The sequence below is a fragment of the Mucilaginibacter limnophilus genome (assembly GCF_004005815.1).
Classification (GTDB): Bacteria; Bacteroidota; Bacteroidia; order Sphingobacteriales; family Sphingobacteriaceae; genus Mucilaginibacter; species Mucilaginibacter limnophilus.
Genome location: NZ_SACK01000008.1, coordinates 89,939 through 110,033 on the forward strand (window position 1 = coordinate 89,939; position 20,095 = coordinate 110,033).

General features: G+C 43.6%; 23 protein-coding genes. 4 read left to right on the forward strand and 19 right to left on the reverse strand.

What is annotated here, in order from left to right; all coding sequences use genetic code 11:
* The first annotated feature begins 159 nt into the window (after positions 1-159).
* The 3 genes from EOD41_RS16415 to EOD41_RS16425 all read left to right on the forward strand — a co-directional run bounded on the left by EOD41_RS16415 (position 160) and on the right by EOD41_RS16425 (position 5,093).
* Positions 160-3,618 (forward strand): methylmalonyl-CoA mutase family protein, encoded by a 3,459-nt coding sequence (locus EOD41_RS16415; protein WP_127706912.1) that lies wholly within the window; start codon positions 160-162, stop codon positions 3,616-3,618.
* Between the two features lie 72 nt (positions 3,619-3,690).
* The gene (locus tag EOD41_RS16420) at positions 3,691-4,503 is read left to right on the forward strand and encodes a DUF4846 domain-containing protein (protein ID WP_127706914.1); all 813 of its coding nucleotides are present in this window, start codon (positions 3,691-3,693) and stop codon (positions 4,501-4,503) included.
* Between the two features lie 17 nt (positions 4,504-4,520).
* Positions 4,521-5,093 (forward strand): pentapeptide repeat-containing protein, encoded by a 573-nt coding sequence (locus EOD41_RS16425; RefSeq protein ID WP_127706916.1) that lies wholly within the window; start codon positions 4,521-4,523, stop codon positions 5,091-5,093.
* Between the two features lies 1 nt (position 5,094).
* On the opposite strand, the gene EOD41_RS16430 is transcribed toward EOD41_RS16425, so the two are convergent.
* The 19 genes from EOD41_RS16430 to EOD41_RS16520 form a co-directional block, all read right to left on the reverse strand.
* Entirely contained in the window at positions 5,095-5,361 is a 267-nt protein-coding gene (locus EOD41_RS16430) for a hypothetical protein (protein ID WP_127706919.1), read from the reverse strand.
* A 4-nt stretch (positions 5,362-5,365) separates the two neighbouring features.
* Positions 5,366-5,650: a hypothetical protein gene (locus tag EOD41_RS16435; RefSeq protein WP_127706921.1), complete on the reverse strand. Its 285-nt coding sequence runs from the start codon at positions 5,648-5,650 to the stop codon at positions 5,366-5,368.
* A 12-nt stretch (positions 5,651-5,662) separates the two neighbouring features.
* Complete coding sequence (locus EOD41_RS16440; RefSeq protein ID WP_127706923.1) at positions 5,663-5,875, reverse strand: hypothetical protein; 213 nt, start codon at positions 5,873-5,875, stop codon at positions 5,663-5,665.
* Between the two features lie 5 nt (positions 5,876-5,880).
* On the reverse strand, positions 5,881-6,123 hold the full coding sequence (locus EOD41_RS16445) for a hypothetical protein (RefSeq protein ID WP_127706925.1): 243 nt from the start codon (positions 6,121-6,123) through the stop codon (positions 5,881-5,883).
* A 58-nt stretch (positions 6,124-6,181) separates the two neighbouring features.
* Positions 6,182-6,520: an MGMT family protein gene (locus tag EOD41_RS16450; RefSeq protein ID WP_127706927.1), complete on the reverse strand. Its 339-nt coding sequence runs from the start codon at positions 6,518-6,520 to the stop codon at positions 6,182-6,184.
* Positions 6,521-6,523: 3 nt separating this feature from the next.
* Positions 6,524-7,171, reverse strand: coding sequence for a tRNA (guanosine(46)-N7)-methyltransferase TrmB (gene trmB / locus EOD41_RS16455; protein ID WP_127706929.1), 648 nt, complete (start codon positions 7,169-7,171; stop codon positions 6,524-6,526).
* A gap of 121 nt (positions 7,172-7,292) precedes the next feature.
* Positions 7,293-7,754 (reverse strand): hypothetical protein, encoded by a 462-nt coding sequence (locus EOD41_RS16460; RefSeq protein ID WP_127706931.1) that lies wholly within the window; start codon positions 7,752-7,754, stop codon positions 7,293-7,295.
* A 5-nt stretch (positions 7,755-7,759) separates the two neighbouring features.
* Positions 7,760-8,107: a phage holin family protein gene (locus tag EOD41_RS16465; protein ID WP_127706933.1), complete on the reverse strand. Its 348-nt coding sequence runs from the start codon at positions 8,105-8,107 to the stop codon at positions 7,760-7,762.
* Between the two features lie 52 nt (positions 8,108-8,159).
* Positions 8,160-8,426: a YtxH domain-containing protein gene (locus EOD41_RS16470; RefSeq protein ID WP_127706935.1), complete on the reverse strand. Its 267-nt coding sequence runs from the start codon at positions 8,424-8,426 to the stop codon at positions 8,160-8,162.
* 153 nt (positions 8,427-8,579) lie between these two features.
* Positions 8,580-9,623, reverse strand: coding sequence for an AI-2E family transporter (locus tag EOD41_RS16475; protein ID WP_127706936.1), 1,044 nt, complete (start codon positions 9,621-9,623; stop codon positions 8,580-8,582).
* Between the two features lie 70 nt (positions 9,624-9,693).
* Positions 9,694-9,900, reverse strand: coding sequence for a histidine kinase dimerization/phospho-acceptor domain-containing protein (locus EOD41_RS16480; RefSeq protein ID WP_127706938.1), 207 nt, complete (start codon positions 9,898-9,900; stop codon positions 9,694-9,696).
* Between the two features lie 2 nt (positions 9,901-9,902).
* Positions 9,903-11,330 (reverse strand): sigma-54-dependent transcriptional regulator, encoded by a 1,428-nt coding sequence (locus tag EOD41_RS16485; RefSeq protein ID WP_127706940.1) that lies wholly within the window; start codon positions 11,328-11,330, stop codon positions 9,903-9,905.
* Positions 11,331-11,449: 119 nt separating this feature from the next.
* The gene (locus tag EOD41_RS16490) at positions 11,450-12,226 is read right to left on the reverse strand and encodes an enoyl-CoA hydratase-related protein (RefSeq protein ID WP_127706942.1); all 777 of its coding nucleotides are present in this window, start codon (positions 12,224-12,226) and stop codon (positions 11,450-11,452) included.
* A 5-nt stretch (positions 12,227-12,231) separates the two neighbouring features.
* Positions 12,232-12,654, reverse strand: coding sequence for a cobalamin B12-binding domain-containing protein (locus EOD41_RS16495; protein ID WP_127706944.1), 423 nt, complete (start codon positions 12,652-12,654; stop codon positions 12,232-12,234).
* A gap of 138 nt (positions 12,655-12,792) precedes the next feature.
* On the reverse strand, positions 12,793-15,321 hold the full coding sequence (locus EOD41_RS16500) for an ATP-dependent Clp protease ATP-binding subunit (RefSeq protein ID WP_127706946.1): 2,529 nt from the start codon (positions 15,319-15,321) through the stop codon (positions 12,793-12,795).
* A 341-nt stretch (positions 15,322-15,662) separates the two neighbouring features.
* A complete protein-coding gene (locus tag EOD41_RS16505; protein WP_127706948.1) occupies positions 15,663-16,235 on the reverse strand; it encodes a biliverdin-producing heme oxygenase in 573 nt (190 codons plus the stop codon).
* A 126-nt stretch (positions 16,236-16,361) separates the two neighbouring features.
* Positions 16,362-16,628, reverse strand: a complete 267-nt coding sequence (locus EOD41_RS16510; protein ID WP_127706950.1) for a hypothetical protein — start codon at positions 16,626-16,628, stop codon at positions 16,362-16,364.
* A gap of 48 nt (positions 16,629-16,676) precedes the next feature.
* Positions 16,677-18,335 (reverse strand): glutamine--tRNA ligase/YqeY domain fusion protein, encoded by a 1,659-nt coding sequence (locus EOD41_RS16515; RefSeq protein WP_127706952.1) that lies wholly within the window; start codon positions 18,333-18,335, stop codon positions 16,677-16,679.
* Positions 18,336-18,420: 85 nt separating this feature from the next.
* Positions 18,421-19,515, reverse strand: a complete 1,095-nt coding sequence (locus tag EOD41_RS16520; protein WP_127706954.1) for a carboxypeptidase-like regulatory domain-containing protein — start codon at positions 19,513-19,515, stop codon at positions 18,421-18,423.
* A gap of 125 nt (positions 19,516-19,640) precedes the next feature.
* On the opposite strand from EOD41_RS16520, the gene EOD41_RS16525 reads away from it, so the two are divergent.
* Positions 19,641-20,063: a hypothetical protein gene (locus EOD41_RS16525; protein ID WP_127706956.1), complete on the forward strand. Its 423-nt coding sequence runs from the start codon at positions 19,641-19,643 to the stop codon at positions 20,061-20,063.
* Positions 20,064-20,095 lie beyond the last annotated feature (32 nt).

Genomic DNA, 20,095 nt, shown 5'->3' on the forward strand with positions numbered 1-20,095 from the left:
GTTATCCGGATGGTTATGCTATTATAGAGATTAAAATCTTACCTGCAAAGTATTAATTGCCACCTGCCTATCTGTCAATCAACTTTGTTACCTGTTTGAGTGTAAGAAATACTTTCGGCTTACATTTCTGTATATTTGAATAACCAATTCTACCTGTAGATGCAAGTTGTTGCTCCATATACTTCAAAATATAAAATCCGTTTTGTTACCGCTGCTTCGTTGTTTGACGGGCACGACGCTACCATAAACATTATGCGCCGCATACTACAAGCCAGCGGCGCCGAGGTGATACACCTGGGGCACAACCGCAGTGTAGAAGAAGTGGTGAATTGCGCCATACAGGAAGATGTACAGGGCATTGCCCTTACCAGCTACCAGGGCGGTCACCTTGAGTACTTTAAATACATGCACGACCTGCTGCACGAGTACGGCGCAGGACACATAAAAATTTTTGGCGGCGGTGGTGGCGTGATACTTCCGCACGAAATTGCCGAACTGCAAGCTTATGGCATTACCCGCATTTACTCGCCCGATGATGGTCGTGAAATGGGATTGCAGGGGATGATAAATGATATGTTGCAGCGGTGTGATTTTGCTACGGTTACCCAACTTAACGGCAAAGTGGCACAACTGAAGGATAAGGATGCGAAAGCTATTGCGGGGTTGATTACGCTGGCGGAGAATAGCGAGCTTGGCAGCATTGATAGTCTCACCCTAACTCCTTTGGAGAAGACGGGGGATGAGGCAATCATTCTCGGCATTACCGGCACCGGTGGGGCTGGCAAGTCGTCGCTGGTTGATGAACTGGTGCGGCGGTTTCTACTGAACACGGATAAATCGGTAGCTATAATTTCCGTCGATCCCAGTAAGCGCAAAACAGGCGGCGCCCTGCTTGGCGACCGTATCCGCATGAATGCCATTAACAGTCCGAGAGTATACATGCGGTCGCTGGCTACACGGCAGGCCAATCTGGCGCTGAGCAAGCACGTTCAGGAGGCGGTTGATATATGCAAGGCAGCAGGCTACAGTTTGATAATTGTAGAAACGTCGGGTATTGGGCAGAGTGATACTATGATTACCGACTATTGCGATGTTTCACTTTACGTAATGACACCCGAGTTTGGCGCGGCTACCCAACTGGAAAAGATTGACATGCTGGACTATGCCGATGTGGTGGCTATAAACAAGTTCGACAAGCGTGGCGCACCAGATGCCCTGCGTGATGTGCGCAAACAGTACAAGCGCAACCACATGCTTTTCGACGCTAAGGATGAAGATTTGCCGGTGTTCGGCACCATGGCTTCGCAGTTTAACGACCCGGGCATGAACGCGCTGTTTAGCGCACTAATGAAAACCATACGGGCTAAAACGGACGTTGAGTTAATTCAGGGGAATATTACCGGAATTATAGGTGAATCCGAAAAAACATATATTATACCGCCTGAACGTACACGCTACCTGGCTGAAATTGCTGAAAGCAGCGAGGCATATAACCGCTGGGTGGATAAGCAATGCGAAGTGGCGCAGGCGTTGTATGGGATTAGCTTGGTTAGTAGCCTCACCCTAAATCCCTCTCCTTTTGAGGCCGGAAATGAGGCAATGAAGGAGCCAGATGATTTAGAGCGGGTTAAAGCATCCCTCGAAAATAAACTGCACCCAGAATGCCGACGCTTAATAAACCAATGGCCTTTAGTAGTTGAAAAATACAAAGCCGAAAATTTTATTTACAAGGTTCGGGACAAAGAAATTAAACAGCCTCTGTATTACCAAAGCTTGTCTCAATTGCAGGTGCCAAAAATTGCCTTGCCGCGTTATAAGGCTTGGGGCGATATTTTGCGTTGGCAGCTTACCGAAAATGTTCCGGGGGAATTTCCGTACACCTCTGGAGTGTTCCCGCTGAAACGCGAAGGAGAAGACCCAACCCGCATGTTTGCCGGTGAAGGCGGACCAGAACGTACCAACAAGCGCTTCCATTACGTATCATTAGGGCAACCGGCGCACAGGCTGTCTACAGCGTTCGATTCGGTAACTCTGTACGGCGAAGACCCGCATACCCGTCCCGACATTTACGGTAAGATAGGCAACGCCGGAGTAAGCATTGCCACGCTCGATGATGCCAAAAAACTTTATTCAGGGTTTGATTTGTGTAACCCTTCAACCTCGGTGTCCATGACAATCAATGGCCCGGCGCCCATGCTGCTTGGTTTTTTCATGAATGCCGCTATCGACCAGCAATGCGAAAAATACATCACCGAAAACAAGCTTGAACATTTGGTGGAAGCTAAGTTTAAGGAGTTGTATGACGATAAGGGGTTGATGAGGCCGGGGTATGGGCACCCCTCCCAACCCTCCCCAAAGGAGAGGACTTTAAAAGTCTCCCCTGCCGGGGGAGATTTAGAGGGGGTACTCCCACCCGGCAACAACGGTCTCGGCCTTATGCTGCTTGGCCTAACCGGCAACCAGGTACTCCCTCCCGACATCTACGAAAAAATTAAAGCCTACACACTAAATACCGTACGTGGCACGGTACAGGCTGACATATTAAAGGAAGACCAGGCACAAAACACCTGCATATTTTCAACCGAATTTGCATTGCGGATGATGGGTGATATTCAGCAATACTTCATCAGCCAAAAGGTGCGTAATTTTTATTCAGTATCTATATCGGGCTATCACATTGCCGAAGCGGGGGCTAACCCGGTTACGCAGTTGGCTTTCACCCTGTCGAACGGGTTTACTTATGTTGAGTATTATCTGAGCCGGGGTATGCATATCGATGATTTTGCGCCTAATCTGTCGTTCTTTTTTTCTAACGGTATCGACCCGGAATACTCGGTTATTGGCCGGGTAGCACGGCGCGTATGGGCTAAGGCTATTAAGAATAAATATAATGGGAACGACAGATCTCAAAAGCTGAAATACCATATACAAACCAGCGGCCGCTCTCTGCACGCGCAGGAAATTGATTTTAACGATATCCGTACCACCCTGCAGGCTCTGTATGCCATTTATGATAACTGTAATTCGCTGCATACTAATGCGTATGATGAAGCTATAACTACGCCTACAGAAGAGTCGGTACGCAGGGCAATGGCCATCCAGCTGATAATAAACCGCGAGCTTGGTCTTGCTAAAAATGAAAACCCTTTACAGGGTAGCTTTATCATTGAGGAATTGACCGACCTTGTTGAGGAAGCAGTAATGCTTGAATTTAAACGACTTAACGAACGTGGCGGCGTACTGGGCGCTATGGAAACCATGTACCAGCGCAGCAAAATCCAGGAAGAGTCATTGTACTACGAAACGCTTAAGCACACCGGCGAATACCCTATTGTTGGCGTGAACACCTTCCTCAACAAAAAAGGCTCACCAACCATTACGCCGGGAGAGGTAATACGTGCTACTGAAGAGGAAAAACTAAGCCAGATACACAACTTAAAACACTTCCGACAGCGTAATAAAGACAAAGCAAACAATCTTTTAAAACAGCTTCAGCAGGCTGCCATTAATGGAGATAACATTTTTGAAAGACTGATGGCAGTGTGCAAGTATTGTTCGCTTGGACAAATAACCCATGCTTTGTATGAGGTTGGCGGGCAGTACCGCAGAAATATGTAGTCAATAAATAATATAATACTTTCTACAAAAAGTTTACGTTTATAGCATATCCTTGTCATCAATGTAAACCTTATGCGCAAAGTCCTTATTGTTATTGCCTGTCTGCTACTGACAGTTGTTGTTTTTGCAAAACTTTACCATATAATTTTTTCACTGCAAAGGCAAATTATTAACCCAAAAGGCATAACGGTAATAACCCGCTTTAACGCGCCTGCAGGATACACTATTATTAAGCCTTTGCCCGGCTCATTTGGTGAATACCTGCAGCAGTTGCAACTTAAAAAAGCTGGTATGCCTGCACTCAACTATAAAGGCAACATTGCACGTACTGACGCTTACACTGCCGCCGTGGTTAACCTTAGTTTAGGCAATTCGGATTTACAACAGTGCGCCGATGCGGTGATGCGCCTGCGTGGCGAATACCTGTTTCATAAAAAGAAATATAAGGATATCGCTTTCAATTTTACCAATGGCTTTAAGTGCGATTTTGTGCATTATGCTGATGGATACCGGTATCAAAACGATAAGTGGGTGTTAAAAGCAAAAAAGGATTACAGTTATAATAATTTTCTTAGATACATGGACCTCGTGTTTTCGTATGCCGGAACGCTGTCACTGCAAAAAGAATTGAATACGGTTACTGATCCAAACAACTTACAAATAGGCGATGTGTTTATAAAAGGCGGTTCCCCAGGTCATTGCTTTATTATCATGAATATTGCTGTAAAAGACAACAAAAAGGTGTTTCTACTGGCGCAAAGCTATATGCCGGCACAGGATATCCAGATTTTGCAGGATGAAGAGGGCCCATGGTTCAGTTTAACAAAGCAGGCAAACATAATGTATTCAGATTTGATTGACGGAAGTTACTTAAAGCGGTTTTAACTTCATTAATTTGCATCATGGCTACTAATATTATTGAAGACGAAACTTTTAGTGAGATAACCATTATACAACTCCCTTCAGGCGGTACATTTGAAAATTGCAAGTTTATCAATTGCAACTTTGCAGATGCCAATTTCTTTAAAATGTCTTTTATGGATTGCCGGTTTGAAAGCTGCAACTTGTCGCTTGTTCACCTAAGTGAAACCGGCTTACAGGATATTTTCTTTAAAGATTGTAAACTAAATGAGGTTGATTTCAGCCGCTGCCTTGATTTTTTATTTAGTGTTAGTTTTGAGGATTGTATTCTGGACAATGCCATTTTTCATAAAAAGAAAAACAAAGGGTCAAGGTTTGTTAACTGCTCCATGATTGAAACAGACCTTACTGAAGCCGACCTAACCGACGCTCAGTTTATAAACTGCAACCTGCATCGCGCATCATTCAGCTATACGCAGCTTAAGAACGCAGACCTGCGCACCTCTTACAATTACACTATTAACCCTGACGAGAATAACATAAAAAAAGCCCGGTTCGGCATACATGGCCTGCCGGGACTGTTAACAAAATACGATATAAGGATAGAAGGCTGACTTATTGGGGCTTTTTGCCACTGTCAACAACCGTTTCATCTTCGTCGCCGTGACCCTGCGCATCGGTACCATCAGGCTTAATGCTGTCCAGGTCAGTTTGCCCTGCCGGTGGATCAACACCCGGGCCACGCCCCTCAAGTGTATCTGTACTTTCCATACTGGCCGAATCAAGTACAGCGCTGTCGCCCGATGCCGATTTACCATTCCCGCCACAGGCAGACAACGCCATGACTGCCACAAGGCTCATTATTAAAAAATGCTTTTTCACAATGTTATTGTTTATCGCCGCTTTCTACACCGGTCTTCTCCCCGTCGCCCGTACCCGCCGGACTTCCGCCATCAGGTTTTCGGCCTTTCGGCCCGCTACGGCCAACATCCGGATCGGTACCTGCGCCACCATCAGTTAAAGTATCATCAGGCGCATTAGCGGTAGTATCTGCAGTAACCGTGGTATCAGCAGCGGCGGCTGTATCGTTTTCACCCGAATTGCTATTGCCGCCGCATGACGCAAAGGCTATACTAACACAAGCGGCTATTATTAAAAAATGCTTTTTCATAAGTAGATGTGTTTATTGATTTTCGCCGGGTACGTTTTTAGAGGTATCCGGCAGTGCTACAGAATCAGATGTAGCAGTGCTCATATCCTTGTCATCCCCGTGACCTGTACCGCTTGCTGTGGTATCGTCGGCTCCACTTTGGCTGGCGCGCGGATCACTGCTCCCACCACATGATGCAAGCGCCAAACCGGCGCAAAGGCATCCTATTAAAAATATCTTTTTCATAAATGTTATTGTTGTTTTTTTGCAGCTGAATCAGCATTAGGACTTGTTAAAGCATCGGTGCCACCGGTGCTTGAATGATCAACACCAATACTTGAGGTATCAGTTGAGCGGATAACGGTATCAGCCGTCATGGTATCGTTATTGGCGTTTGCCGAGCTATCGCCTGCTGCGCCTTGCTGGTTGCTTCCGCCACATGCCGAAAGTGCCAGCACACCGCCTAAACAAGATATTAAAAATGCTTTTTTCATAGTAACAGATTTTAGTAAACAACAGCAAGTTGTGGCTACTGTTTAAAAAATCTGTTAATTAATCAACGGTGAGTTCAATTGAGGGGTCCCAAAATACTTTTTTAAAGTTTTGTACTTTACTGTCTTCAACCATAATGCCCTCGCTGGCCAGCATGTCTTCCATCTGGCTAAAGCTATCGAAATGAAACTTGCCGGTAAGCAAGCCCTGGCTGTTTACCACCCGATGTGCCGGTACCGGTGGGAAGGCCTTACCCGCGGCGCCCATTGCATATCCCACTATACGCGCTGAACCTTTTGAACCCAAGAACTGAGCAATGGCGCCGTAAGAGGTTACCCTGCCTGCAGGAATTAACCGCACCACCTCATACACCCTGTCGAAAAAGTTTTCTTCAGCCATCGCTTAAAATGAAAATTTCAGGTAGTTGATGTTTTTATTGCTTTCGAGATATTTCTTTTCGTAGTAGGTTTTTATAGACAGCACCTCATCAGCAAATTCTGAATGATACAGGTCTTCAGTTTTGACATGCAGGTTTAAGTTCAGTTCCGCTATTTTTTCAGCAGTATAAGCATGCAGCCCGTCATTATCGGTTTTAAGGTTTACAAACCCACCGTGTTTTAGTATTTGCTTATACTTGTCAAGAAAGCGAGGTGATGTTAATCGTTTTTTTTCGCGGCTTAATTGTGGCTGCGGATCTGGAAAGGTAATCCAGATCTCGTCAACTTCTTCTTCTGCAAAGTAGTCAAGCAGAGTTTCAATTTGGATGCGCAAGAAGCCTACATTAGCAACGCCTTCTTCTAAAGCGGTTTTGGCGCCGCGCCAAATACGGTTCCCCTTGTAATCAATACCGATAAAGTTTTTATCCGGGAACATCTTCGCCAGGTTAACCGAGTATTCGCCTTTACCGCATGCCAACTCAAGTACTACCGGTTTTTCGTTCTTAAAAAAGTTTGAAGCCCATTTTCCTTTGTACTCTTTACCGGCATCTAACTGTACTACATTACTAAAGGTTGCCACCTCGGCAAACCGTCTTAATTTATCTTTGCCCACTTAAAAAATTTAAAGCGCAAAAATAATATTTTCCAATAAAGCGGTCGCCATTTTGAGCGATAGCGAAAAAATCTATCTTATACAGAGATAGATACTACACCTTCGCCATGACATTATTGTATTAGTAAGTTTCGCTGTAGGGTGGTATGCGCGGATCTGGTTCAACAATAACCACAGCCGGGGGCGGTGGTGTTTTCTTTTTACCAAGGTTGCTGAAAAGACCTTTCACTTTACCCCATACGCTGGTTACCGAATCTTCACTGATGTAGTTTGATGCTTTTTGCGATATCACACCTACCAGTGCTTTTACAATAAAGTTTGACCCTTTGAATACGGTTTTGTTTAGTGCCAGCGGCAGTACAAAACGTGATATCAGGCCAAGGAAATCCTGCTTAAAAAAGCCTGCGCTTTTGATGCCGTCGGCTGTGGGGGATTTTGGAAACAGTGTTAACACACTTGCAAACAAGGCTGAAGGGCTGCTGAAACGCTGTTTCAACAGAATTGATTGCTCATGTTCGGCAACTTCAAGTCTTGCTATTTCACTACGCAGATCGTCGATGGTTTTTATAGTAATGCCTGTCATTGCCTTTATGATTTAAAGAATTTCTTAATAAACCCATTGATAATAGGCCGTTCGAAACTGTTTTTTGCTGCTAAAATTATAAATACGATGATAAGATAAAATGCGGCCACAGTACCAAAACCTTTCCAGTAGGAATGAAACACATCCGCCAGAAACAACGCAAGCGTAAAACTTGCGAACAGGAAGGTTACTGATGCTATAAGTACAACTATTACATCAATAATTATACTTGCGGCTATTGACGTGCCTTTTTCAATAGCTTTATACTTGGCCAGCGTAAATCTGGTTTCGGCATATTCCTTCAACTGGTCAACTATTGGCCGTGCATTGGTGGTTTCCTTTTTATCTTCCATAGGTAGATTGTAAGCCCCGGAAAAAACCGGGGCTATAGATGTTTGATTTATATTATGCGTGTTCCAGATCGTCCTGGTATTCCTCTTCAGCGCCTTTTATTTTCGACTTGATGTTTTCAACAACCCTGTCTTTAAAACCAACCAGGTTATCAATTTCAGTTGCCGCAGTGTCTTTAATAGATTCTCCAAGATTTTTCAGCGATTCGCTTAGTTTATCGCGGGTTTCTGATCCTTTTTCAGGAGCAAATAACAAGCCTAATGCCGCTCCTGCTGCTAATCCTGCCAGCAGGGCCACTACTGTTTTTGTGTTGTCGTTCATACCATAATAATTTTAAGTTGACAATTTTGTTTTCGAAATGCTTAAATATCTTGCAAAAAAAGGCAAAATGTATACTACCGTGTGAAGATATTGATTATTTAACGCCATTTTAACCTAAAGCGTCTAAAACCAGCAGGAATAAATATGACAGGATTACATGTCGGGACCGGTACGGATACGATCGAGCCTTTCAGCGGCCATGCGGTTTGTTTGATAAATTTCAACAAGCAGCAGAAAATAGGACAAGAGTAACGGACCGAACACAAGGCCAAGTATCCCGAACAGCGGCAACCCGATAAAAACACCAATCAATGATATCAGCGGGTGAGTATTCGCAACACGTTTATTGATCACCATACGTAAGATATTATCAACATTACCAATAAAAATAACGCCGTATAACAATAGCAGCACGCCTGATACTGGATGCCCGTCTGCCATTAACATTAAGCCTGCAGGTATGGTTAAAGTTGGCGCACCTACAACCGGTAAAAACGATATAAAAATAGCAATCACGCCCCAAAACACCGGATCAGGTATACCAGCGAAATAAAACCCGTTGGCCAGCAGAAAGCCCTGTACAACTGATATTATACCCTGCCCAAGCACATTTGAGTAGGTGGAATTTCTAAGCTCTTGTGCAAACTTTAACGCATGTTGCTCTCGAAACGGAGAATATCTCAGTAGCCCTGCCTCAAACGAGCGCATTTGCACAAACATAAAGTATAAGATGAAATACATGAATAATAAAATCAGCACGATATGGATTGCACCACCTATTATTGACGGGAACAGGCTGGTTGCATAATCGCTGAGCCTGGTAAGTACATCGTCAGTAAAGTGCGGCTGGTTAAGGTTTGATCCGGCAAAGTCATCCAACTTTTGCAGCCAGCGCTGTATTTCAACAGTATTCTGGCTGAAGGTGGATATCTTACTGACCACCATAAAACTAAGTATCAGGAAAGGAATAACTATCACAATAAGGGATAACACAATGATACCTACTGCGATCACCGGGCCATTCCATCCTTTTTTTTCAACCAGATAGATATAACTCGACCGAAAGATGCTGTAAAGTACAATTGCTCCGAGTATAGAACTGAATAATCCGCTTAGTGCATAAAACAGGAAACAGCCAAGCAAAACAATGGTTGCCAGTACAATGTTGTTACGCTGTTTATAGTTAAAGATCGACATAGAAGGAAGCGGAAAAAACTATCCTTAAAACAATGCAGATAAAAAATGTTTTCCTGCGGTAAGTTAAATTTTACTGCTGAGGGTTTTGCAGCAGCTCACCTATCTTTTTACAGCTGTTGGCAATGGTATCAATATAAAAGCGGTAATCATCCGAAGGTTCAGCTACCTCATATTTCAGCTCTTCCAGGCATAACTGGATGTTTGATAGCTGATTGTTTATATCGTGTCGCAGCCTGTTTAACTCCTGACTAATGTTTTCTGCATCGTTACCAGCCATAATTATTTGCCCATATTTATGGCCTTCATTTTATTATAAAGGGTTTTACGGTCAATTTTCAGTATTTCGGCAGCCTTGGTTTTATTGAAGTTTACTTCACGCAAAACTTTTAATATGGTTTCATATTCAGCTTCAAGCGCAGCATTTTTTAGGTCGTGCTTATTTTCCCTTACCTCGGGCGCCGATGCGGCAGTCTGTGGCGCGGTGTAAGGTGTATCGTAAACCGGTATTTTATAATTCGATATTTCCAGCGGAAGCGCCTTTAGCTGTATTTCTTCACCTTCGGTAAGCAAGGTGGCACGGCGAACAATATTTTTCAGCTCACGGATGTTACCCGGCCAGCGGTAGTTCATAAAACATTCTACCACTTCCTGTGAAAAGCTGGCTACATTACGGCTAAGCTCTTCGTTAGCTATGCGAAGGAAGTGCTCGGCAAGCAGCATGATGTCATTACCACGCTCACGCAATGGCGGCATGTATATGCTGAACTCATTGAAACGGTGGTAAAGGTCCTCACGGAAACGACCCTTTTGTATGCCATCCTGAAGATTCTCATTGGTAGCTACAATAATACGCACATCCAGGTCGATCTCTTTGGTGCTGCCTATGCGTTTTACCTTACGTTCCTGTACCGTACGCAACAAAGCGGCCTGTATGTCATACGAAAGGTTGCCCACCTCATCAAGAAACAGCGTACCACCGTTAGCCATTTCAAAATGACCTATTTTGGTGTACAATGCCCCGGTGAACGAACCTTTTTCATGCCCGAAAAATTCACTGGCGGCAAGTTCCTTTGTAAGTGAACCGCAGTCCATTGCAATAAACGGCTTATTTTGCCGCGGGCTGCTCATGTGGATACTTTTGGCAACGGCTTCTTTACCGGTACCACTTTCGCCCAGTATAATAACGCTGTATCCTGTGGGTGCAACCAATTCTATCTGCCGCACCAATTCTTTTGAAGCCCGGCTTGTGCCTACAACAAATTCGCCGGCAAGCAACTGCTTTTTGCCAGGTTTAACAGCTTTATCTGTGGTATTAGCTACTTCTTCATCTTCCTGCTGAAGGGCATATTGGGTTTCAATAGCCTTATTAATAGTATTAAGAATCTCGTCGGGATAAAGCGGTTTGGTTATATAATCGTACGCGCCCATTTTAATGAGCTCAACCGCCATTTTTATATCTGAATAACCGGTAATAATAATTACACCGGTTTTTGGATAATGTATTTTAATATTGCGCAGCATCTCGCGGCCATCCGTATCATCCAAACGATAATCACAAAGTACCAGGCTGAAATCGTTGCTTTTCAGCGCTTCCATACCGTTTGATCCGTTTGAAGCGGTAACAACATCAAATCCGTTACGTGTCAGAAACTTCGACAGCAACAGCGCTACATTCACTTCATCATCAATGATGAGTATCTTCTTCATTTCAGGGCAAATTACTATTTAACAGGCTATTTTAAAAGCCCTCATCAATCTCTTACAAAACTTATACGCTAAATTATTACCCTAAGGTTATATTTTAGCTAATATTAACGCTTCTGATTTTATTGTCCTTTAAATTCTGGCTTGCGTTTTTCCAAAAAAGCAGCTACACCTTCTTTCATATCGTCAGTATCAAAGCATTTGCCAAATTGTTGTATCTCAGTAGCAAAGCCTTCAGATGTATGCGAAGCGTTAACGGCTTTAATAGCTGCAGCCACTGCCAAAGGCGCACGTAATAATATCTTCTGCATAATGTCTTCGGCTTTGGGCAGCAGTTCAGTTTGAGGCACTACATAATTGACCAGGCCATGTTGTAAAGCTTCATCAGCGGTTATCATATCGGCTGTTAAAATCATTTCCAGCGCTTTGCCTTTACCTACCAAATGAGTAAGGCGTTGCGTGCCTCCGTAACCCGGAATAAGGCCTAATGTCACCTCAGGCAAGCCTAACTTAGCGGTATCTGCCGTGATACGAATATGGCAGGCCATAGCCAGTTCAAGTCCGCCGCCCAGCGCAAATCCATTTATAGCGGCGATCACAGGCTTGTTGCCGTTTTCTATGAGGTCGAAAACTTTTGTATGTACTTCCTGTGCTCTTTCCGTCGCACTTTTGTTATTAAGCACTGAAAATTCGGCAATGTCACCACCCGCGACAAAAGCCTTTTGTCCGGCACCGGTTATGATTATACCGCCAATATTGTTATCAGCAAACGCGCTTGAAAAACAAGTGCTCAATTCGGAAAGGGTAGCCTGGTTAAGCGCATTAAGCTTGCTTTCGCGATTTATGGTTATATATAATATGCGGCCTTTTTGTTCGGCCAGTATATTTTCAAATGTCATAGCTATTAAAAGTTTCGGTGCTGCTGCACCCATCCGGTAATATACTCAACAATATCCTTTGTGCTTGTTCCCGGAGGAAAAAGTTCACCTACACCCATTTCCTTCAATGCGTGCATGTCGTCGTCAGGGATGATGCCGCCACCGGTAATTAGCACATCGTCCATTCCTTTTTCCTTCATCAGCTTTAATATCCGCGGGAAAGCCGTCATATGCGCTCCGGAAAGTATCGATATGCCAATAGCATCCACATCTTCCTGCAGGGCGGTATTAACCACCATTTCGGGTGTTTGCCTGAGCCCGGTGTAAATCACTTCCATACCGGCATCTCGCAGCGAAGTAGCAATAACTCGCGCACCACGATCGTGCCCGTCAAGGCCAACTTTGGCAACCAATACACGTATAGGGCGATTAAATGCGGTTACTGGCATTTATAATAGGTTTAGTTGTAAAAGTAGCAGATTTAATTAAAAAAACTGAACATAATGGCAGGTTTGTTTATTCACCCCTACTGTAAAACAAAAAAGCCCGGCATTAAGCCGGGCTTGATATCTGATGGAACAGCAGTATTACTTTTGCTCTTCTTCTGTTGTGCTTTCGCTTTTCTTGTCAACAATGCGAATCTGGTCGGCTTCTTTATCGTAATCCACTTCCATTACATCGCCTTCAGTAAGTTCACCTTTCAGGATCTCTTCTGCGATAGGATCCTCAAGGTATTTCTGGATAGCGCGTTTTAACGGACGTGCACCGAACTGTGAATCGTAACCTTTTTCGGCAATGAATTCTTTAGCGTTATCGGTTAGCGCAATCTTGTAACCAAGACTGTTTACACGGCCAAACAGGTGAGCAAGTTCGATATCGATAATACGGAAGATCTCTTCTTTACCCAATGAGTTGAATACGATCACATCATCGATACGGTTAAGGAACTCAGGGGCGAATGCGCGTTTTAAAGCGTTTTCAATTACACCGCGTGAGTGAGCTTCAGCTTGAGTAGTTTTGGCTGTTGTGGTAAAGCCCACACCTTGTCCAAAATCCTTCAACTGACGGGCACCGATGTTCGATGTCATGATGATGATGGTATTCCTAAAGTCAACCTTACGGCCTAATGAGTCAGTAAGCTGGCCTTCATCTAGTACCTGTAACAGGATGTTGAATACATCAGGGTGCGCTTTCTCAATCTCGTCAAGCAATACTACCGCGTATGGTTTACGGCGTACTTTCTCGGTTAATTGACCGCCTTCTTCGTAACCTACATAGCCCGGAGGAGCTCCAACCAAACGAGACACGGCAAATTTTTCCATGTACTCGCTCATGTCAATTTGAATAAGCGCATCCTCGGTGTCAAACATAAAGCGGGCAAGCTCTTTGGCAAGCTCGGTTTTACCAACACCGGTAGGGCCCAGGAATATAAACGAACCGATAGGCTTCTTAGGATCTTTCAATCCGGCACGGGTACGTTGTATAGCACGGGTAAGCTTTTTAATGGCGTCTTCCTGACCGATGATCTTGCCTGAAATTGTATCAGACATGTTCAGCAGTTTCTGGCTATCGGCCTGGCCAACTTTCTGGACAGGTATGCCGGTCATCATAGCTACCACCTCAGCAACGTTGTCTTCGCTTACGGTGTAGCGTTTTGATTTTGTTTCGGCTTCCCATATCTGTTTAGCCTGATCAAGCTCTTCAAGCAGGTGCTTTTCTGTATCACGAAGCTTGGCCGCTTCTTCATACTTCTGGCTGCGAACTACTTTATTTTTTTCAATCTTGATCTGCTCAATCTTTTGCTCAATATCCAGAATGTTTTGTGGCACGTGGATATTGGTTAAGTGCACACGTGAGCCTGATTCGTCAAGCGCGTCAATCGCCTTATCAGGTAAAAACCTGTCGGTAATGTAACGGGTTGTCAGGTTAACGCAAGCCTCAATAGCTTCCGGAGTATAGGTTACGCCATGGTGCTCTTCGTATTTTTCTTTGATCCTGTTCAGTATCTCGATGGTTTCATCAGGGGTAGCCGGTTCAACCATTACCTTTTGGAAACGACGGTCTAAGGCGCCATCTTTTTCAATATACTGACGGTATTCATCAAGCGTAGTAGCGCCAATGCATTGTATTTCGCCACGAGCTAAAGCAGGTTTGAACATATTCGATGCATCAAGCGAACCTGAAGCACCGCCGGCACCTACTATGGTGTGTATCTCGTCGATAAACAAAATCACATCAGGTGATTTTTCCAGCTCGTTCATCACGGCTTTCATACGCTCTTCAAACTGACCGCGGTATTTTGTACCTGCAACCAGCGAAGCAAGATCAAGCGTAACCACACGTTTGTTGAACAACACGCGTGATACTTTACGCTGAACAATGCGCAATGCCAAACCTTCGGCAATGGCTGATTTACCAACGCCCGGTTCGCCTATCAAAATAGGATTGTTCTTTTTACGACGTGATAATATCTGCGATACCCGCTCAATCTCCTTTTCACGACCAACAATCGGATCAAGGCGACCTTCTTCAGCAGCTTTGGTTAGGTCGCGACCAAAATTGTCAAGCACCGGAGTTTTTGATTTAATATCTGACACTTTTTTAGGTTGACTGAATGATTCTTCTTCTTTAAAATCATCGTCGCCACCTGTTGATGAGCCCGGCATCTCGTCGGTCACATCATTTTTGTGTGTTTCTACAGCGGCTTTAAACACCTCGTAGTTCACATTAAATTGCGACAGTATCTGTGAGGCGATGTTATCTTCGTCTCTGAGGATAGACAACAGCAGGTGCTCTGTACCTATCACATCGCTTTTAAATATTTTGGCTTCCAGGTAAGTAATCTTTAAAACCTTTTCGGCCTGTTTTGTCAGCGGAATGCTGCCAATGTTTACGTTAGTTCCAGTTGTTCCTTTTACTGCATCTTCAACAGCGCGGCGAAGTTTAGCGGTGTCAACGCTGAAACTCTTCAATAATTTGATAGCCACACCATCCCCATCGCGGATCAAACCGAGTAACAGATGCTCGGTACCGATATAGTCATGTCCAAGACGCAACGCCTCTTCCCTGCTATACGATATCACATCTTTAACGCGTGGTGAGAATTTAGCTTCCATATAATACCTTTCTTGTAAAATGAACGTCTCTAATTTATCAATTCAGTTGCAATTGTTAAAGACGTGATGTGTAACATTTATCAACAACACTGCCAATATTTTTGGTGGAGGTAAAACAGACAATGTTATGATAATGCAATCTATTAATTTTAACTATACCGAACAATTTTATAACCAAAATTTCCGAAAAATTGGCAAATCACCGCTCAGGTCTAACAGTTAGATACCTCAGTTGTTGAAAAGTTTAACTCAAAGTGCTTATTTTTTTGCACAACAGGCATATACAGCAATATCGTCAGGCCGGTTATGACATTAAGGCACTTTGTGTGTTTAAACAGGAGTTACGCCTGTGAAATGGCAGTTGCTTCCGCAACAAACACTTGCTTAAAATTGACAAAAGTTGCCGTTGCAGAATCAATTACTTCCTGTTCTTCATCAGGCGTAATTGCCACTTGGTTTAGGGCTGTTGTGAACTGTTTCCACATTACACCGTTATCAGCGCCATACCCGCTAAAAAATGAAATGCCTTTTGTAATACCGGCCTTTGCAAGCATTTGTACAATGATAGTTCCGCCTAAAACCGAGCCTTCCATTACATACAAAGCACCCATGGCCTGCTTAGCGTTATTTATTTCAGGCACAGTAACATCAGGGTGTTTATTAAGGTCAGCGCCAAGTTCTTCAATATCAGCTAACAAACGGCCGGACTTACGCCTTTTGACATAATCAACCAATACCTCTCCTGTAATATACGGCGCTATTGCATCTTCAAGCGCAGCAAAGTAAGCATAGAAGTATTGTAGCAACGCGGCATAATCAGCATCGTCTCTAATGTTCTTTAACTTTTGCACCACAATTTTTTCTAAACCGGCGTGTGCTTCCTGTGTATGTTGTTTTATTGTAGCGCTTACCATAACAAATGCTTTAAAGATGCAAACGTAATCTAATTAATAAAATTGGCTTTATTTCCCGAAAATTCGTTTACATCACATAACTGTTACGATAAGCAAAAAGCAGGCCTTGCCTGCTTTCAATTCTTTTCAACGGGATGGTTCCTGCTCTTTAGTGCCCCGCACTGTATGCCCTTCGTCCATCAGATAAAGCTTTCCTTCACGAAAGTAGTAATACCTGTATTTCTCGTAATAAGGCTCTTTATAAACCGTACGATATTCAGATGTCTCAACCATCTGAGCATATTGATGCTCTTTAGTAAATTGTTGCTCTGTCATACCAACAACTACCTGTGGTATTTTGCATCCAACAAATACAGCAACAAAAAGTAATAAGGGTAAAAGTATCTTTTTCATAATGGTATGAGCCGGCTTAAACCATAAAGTTTAACCGGCACTTGCCATTTATTTTTTCACCCAGCCGTCTTTAAGTGTAACCGTACGGTTAAACACTAACTTATCAGTCGATGAATGTTTATCAAGCGTAAAGTACCCTTTACGGATAAACTGGTAACCTTTTCCGGGAATAGCAGTTGCCAGGTCAGGTTCAATGTATGCGGTTTCAATAACCTTTAAGCTATCAGGATTGATGTATTCTTTAAAGTCTCCTTCTTCGTTTGACGGATCTTCAACGCGGAACAGCCTGTCATACAACCTCACTTCGGCGGTTTTAGCATGCTGCGCACTTACCCAGTGAATGGTACCTTTAACATTAATGCCGCTTGTATCATTTCCCGATTTTGATTCGGGTATATAAGTACAATGTATCTCTGTGATGTTTCCATCGGCGTCCTTAACCACACTTTCACCTTTAATAATATAAGCATGTTTTAGCCTGACACTAAGGCCTACTCCCAGGCGGAAGAATTTTTTTGGCGGCTCTTCCATAAAATCTTCACGTTCTATCCACAGCTCACGGCTGAAAGGTATATCACGGCCACCTTCTCCACCTTCAACCTCAGGGTTATTTTCGCCATGCAACGTTTCTGTTTGCCCTTCGGGATAGTTAGTTATTATTAATTTCACCGGATCAAGCACAGCCATACGGCGCCATGCGGTTTTATTCAGGTCTTCGCGGATGCAAAACTCCAGCAGGCTCACATCTATCATATTTTCGCGCTTGGCTACTCCAATGCGGTCGCAAAACTCACGCAAACTGGCAGGTGTATAACCACGACGGCGTAAGCCGCTGATAGTTGGCATACGCGGATCATCCCAGTCTTCAACATGCCCCTCTTTTACCAGCTGCATTAGCTTACGCTTGCTCATCACCGTATAATTCAGGTTAAGCCTTGCAAACTCATACTGGCGCGATGGGAATATTTCCAGCTTATTTATAAACCATTCATACAATTCACGGTGAGGGATGAACTCAAGGGTACAGATTGAATGTGTAATCTGCTCAATGGCATCCGACTGACCGTGCGCAAAATCATACATAGGATAAATACACCATTTATCGCCGGTACGGTGGTGTTGGGCATGCTTTATACGGTACATCAACGGGTCGCGCATATGCATGTTTGGCGAGGCCAGGTTGGCCTTTGCCCGCAGCACCTTGGCGCCATCCGGATACTTGCCATCCTTCATTTCTTCAAACAAACGCAGGTTTTCCTCAACGCTACGGCTGCGGTATTCATTTGGCGTACCAGGCTCGGTAGGTGTACCTTTTTGCGCGGCTATTTCTTCGGCAGTACTATCGTCAACATAAGCCAGGCCTTTCTTAATCAACGTAACTGCAAACTCATACAGCTTATCGAAATAATCTGAAGCATAAAGCTCGTTTTCCCACTCGAAACCAAGCCAGCGCACATCTTCTTTAATGCTTTCCACATATTCGGTATCCTCAGTAACCGGGTTGGTATCATCAAAGCGCAGGTTGGTTTTTCCGCCGTATTTTTTTGCCAAACCGAAATTTAAACAGATTGATTTGGCGTGGCCTATATGCAAATAACCGTTAGGCTCGGGCGGAAAACGAGTATGTACCCTGCCACCATGCTTGCCGGCACTTATATCTTGTTCAACAATCTCTTCTATGAAATTTAACGATCTTTCTTCGCTCATGTAATATAATATAGAACCGCAAAGGTAACAAAATAAGGCGTGTTATGCTATTTAAAGGCAGCGTCTTACTTCATAAATAAGCGACTCACTTTGCAGGCGGTGTATAATCAACCGGCAGCATTTCTGCCATACGCTGGCCTGCCCATGCCCCTTCAAACACCACACCGGCCGGGTTTACCATTACGCCGTTGCTGTCAAAAAAACCATACTCATCTTCAAAGCCAATAACTGATGTCGCATAATCAGGCGCATCCGCAGGCTGATATGCTGGTCTAAAATCATGGCGTTCGCGTTTTTTAGTATACATAACATATAAAAAATCACTAAACGATAACGCGTAAATGCCTTTAATATCGGTTAGCTTAGTAAAGTCGGTTACAGCAAGCGGCGTTTTTACCAATAGTTGCGCATTGCCAAATAAAGCACGACCAGCGCTGTCTTTCTTCCTGATAAGCCGCCGTACTTCGAAGCCATCTTCGGTTAAACGATTGCCCAACACCGATCGCAAAAAGTGCATAGACGAACCCTTAAAAACATCAAGTCTCTTCTTTTGCCAGCGTTTAACCTGCGAAGGTGTGCCTTTCATATCGGTAAACAGCGGGGAGCCTTCATAATACACAAGTCCGGTTTTAGCGTTTCGGATAAATTTATTCAGCAGATACTTTATGCGATAACCAAGCTCATGATTTTCAATTTCCAGAAAATCATATGATGAACCTGTCAGCACAACCTTATGATCTTCGTATTGCAAGGTCAGCACCTCTGGATTTAATATTTTACACTTTTGAGCCAGTTTCGACGGACCAAGAAACTCACGTTTAAACAGCTCATACTTTTCTACCCAGTTTTTATCGGGCGTAATACTTACTTCTTTTAATTCGATTGCCTTTGGTTTTAATTTGATATCAGTAAGAACAATATCACTTGACGCCATTAAAACATTAGTGCGGTAGGTTTCAAAACCAACCACTGAAACCGCCAACTCGTATTGTCCCGGCTTAACATTGTTAAGTGTAAAAGCGCCTTCGTTATTGCTGCTGTTACCTACAGTGGCATTAGCCAGAAATATGCTTGCACCAGGCACAGGTTTGTTATCCTCAGCATTAAGCACCCTGCCGGTTATTTTTTGCGAAAAAACCAGTAACGGACTTAGAAGAAAAAACAGCAGAATCAGCTTCATAACTAAAAATTTAGTTAAATATAAGTCTTGCAAATGAAAGTGTGTATACCATTTTTTAAATTTTGTTAAACCTTTAGGAGAGATATTGCGTCTTATCTATATACAAACAATAACATACACTTATTATGAAAAGAATTTTGACTTTTGTTTTATTTATTGGCGTTGCCATGGTAGCATCGTCGTGTAAAAAAGAAATAACCCAGGTTGTGCAGCCTAACATTACTATTTTTAGAGATGTCCGCACCTCTGATTGGGTGCTGAACAACACAACCACAAATCCGGGAACTACAAACACCTGGTCAGTTGATTTGGATATACCTGAGCTTGATGACTACACAAGTGAAAATGGTGCCGTGCTTGTTTATATTGCTGAACCAGGCGGACAGTGGCAACAAATACCGCAAGTATATAATGGCCAGTCTTTCAGCTTTTATCATTCAGCCGGCGGCATAACAATTGACGCTCAAGCATTTGATGGCGACTCTCCGGCTTTAGATAACCCCGGGGCACTGGATGTAAAGGTGGTTTTAGTAGATTCGATGCCGTAATCTAAAAAATTAGGAAGAAAGCCCTGAACAAA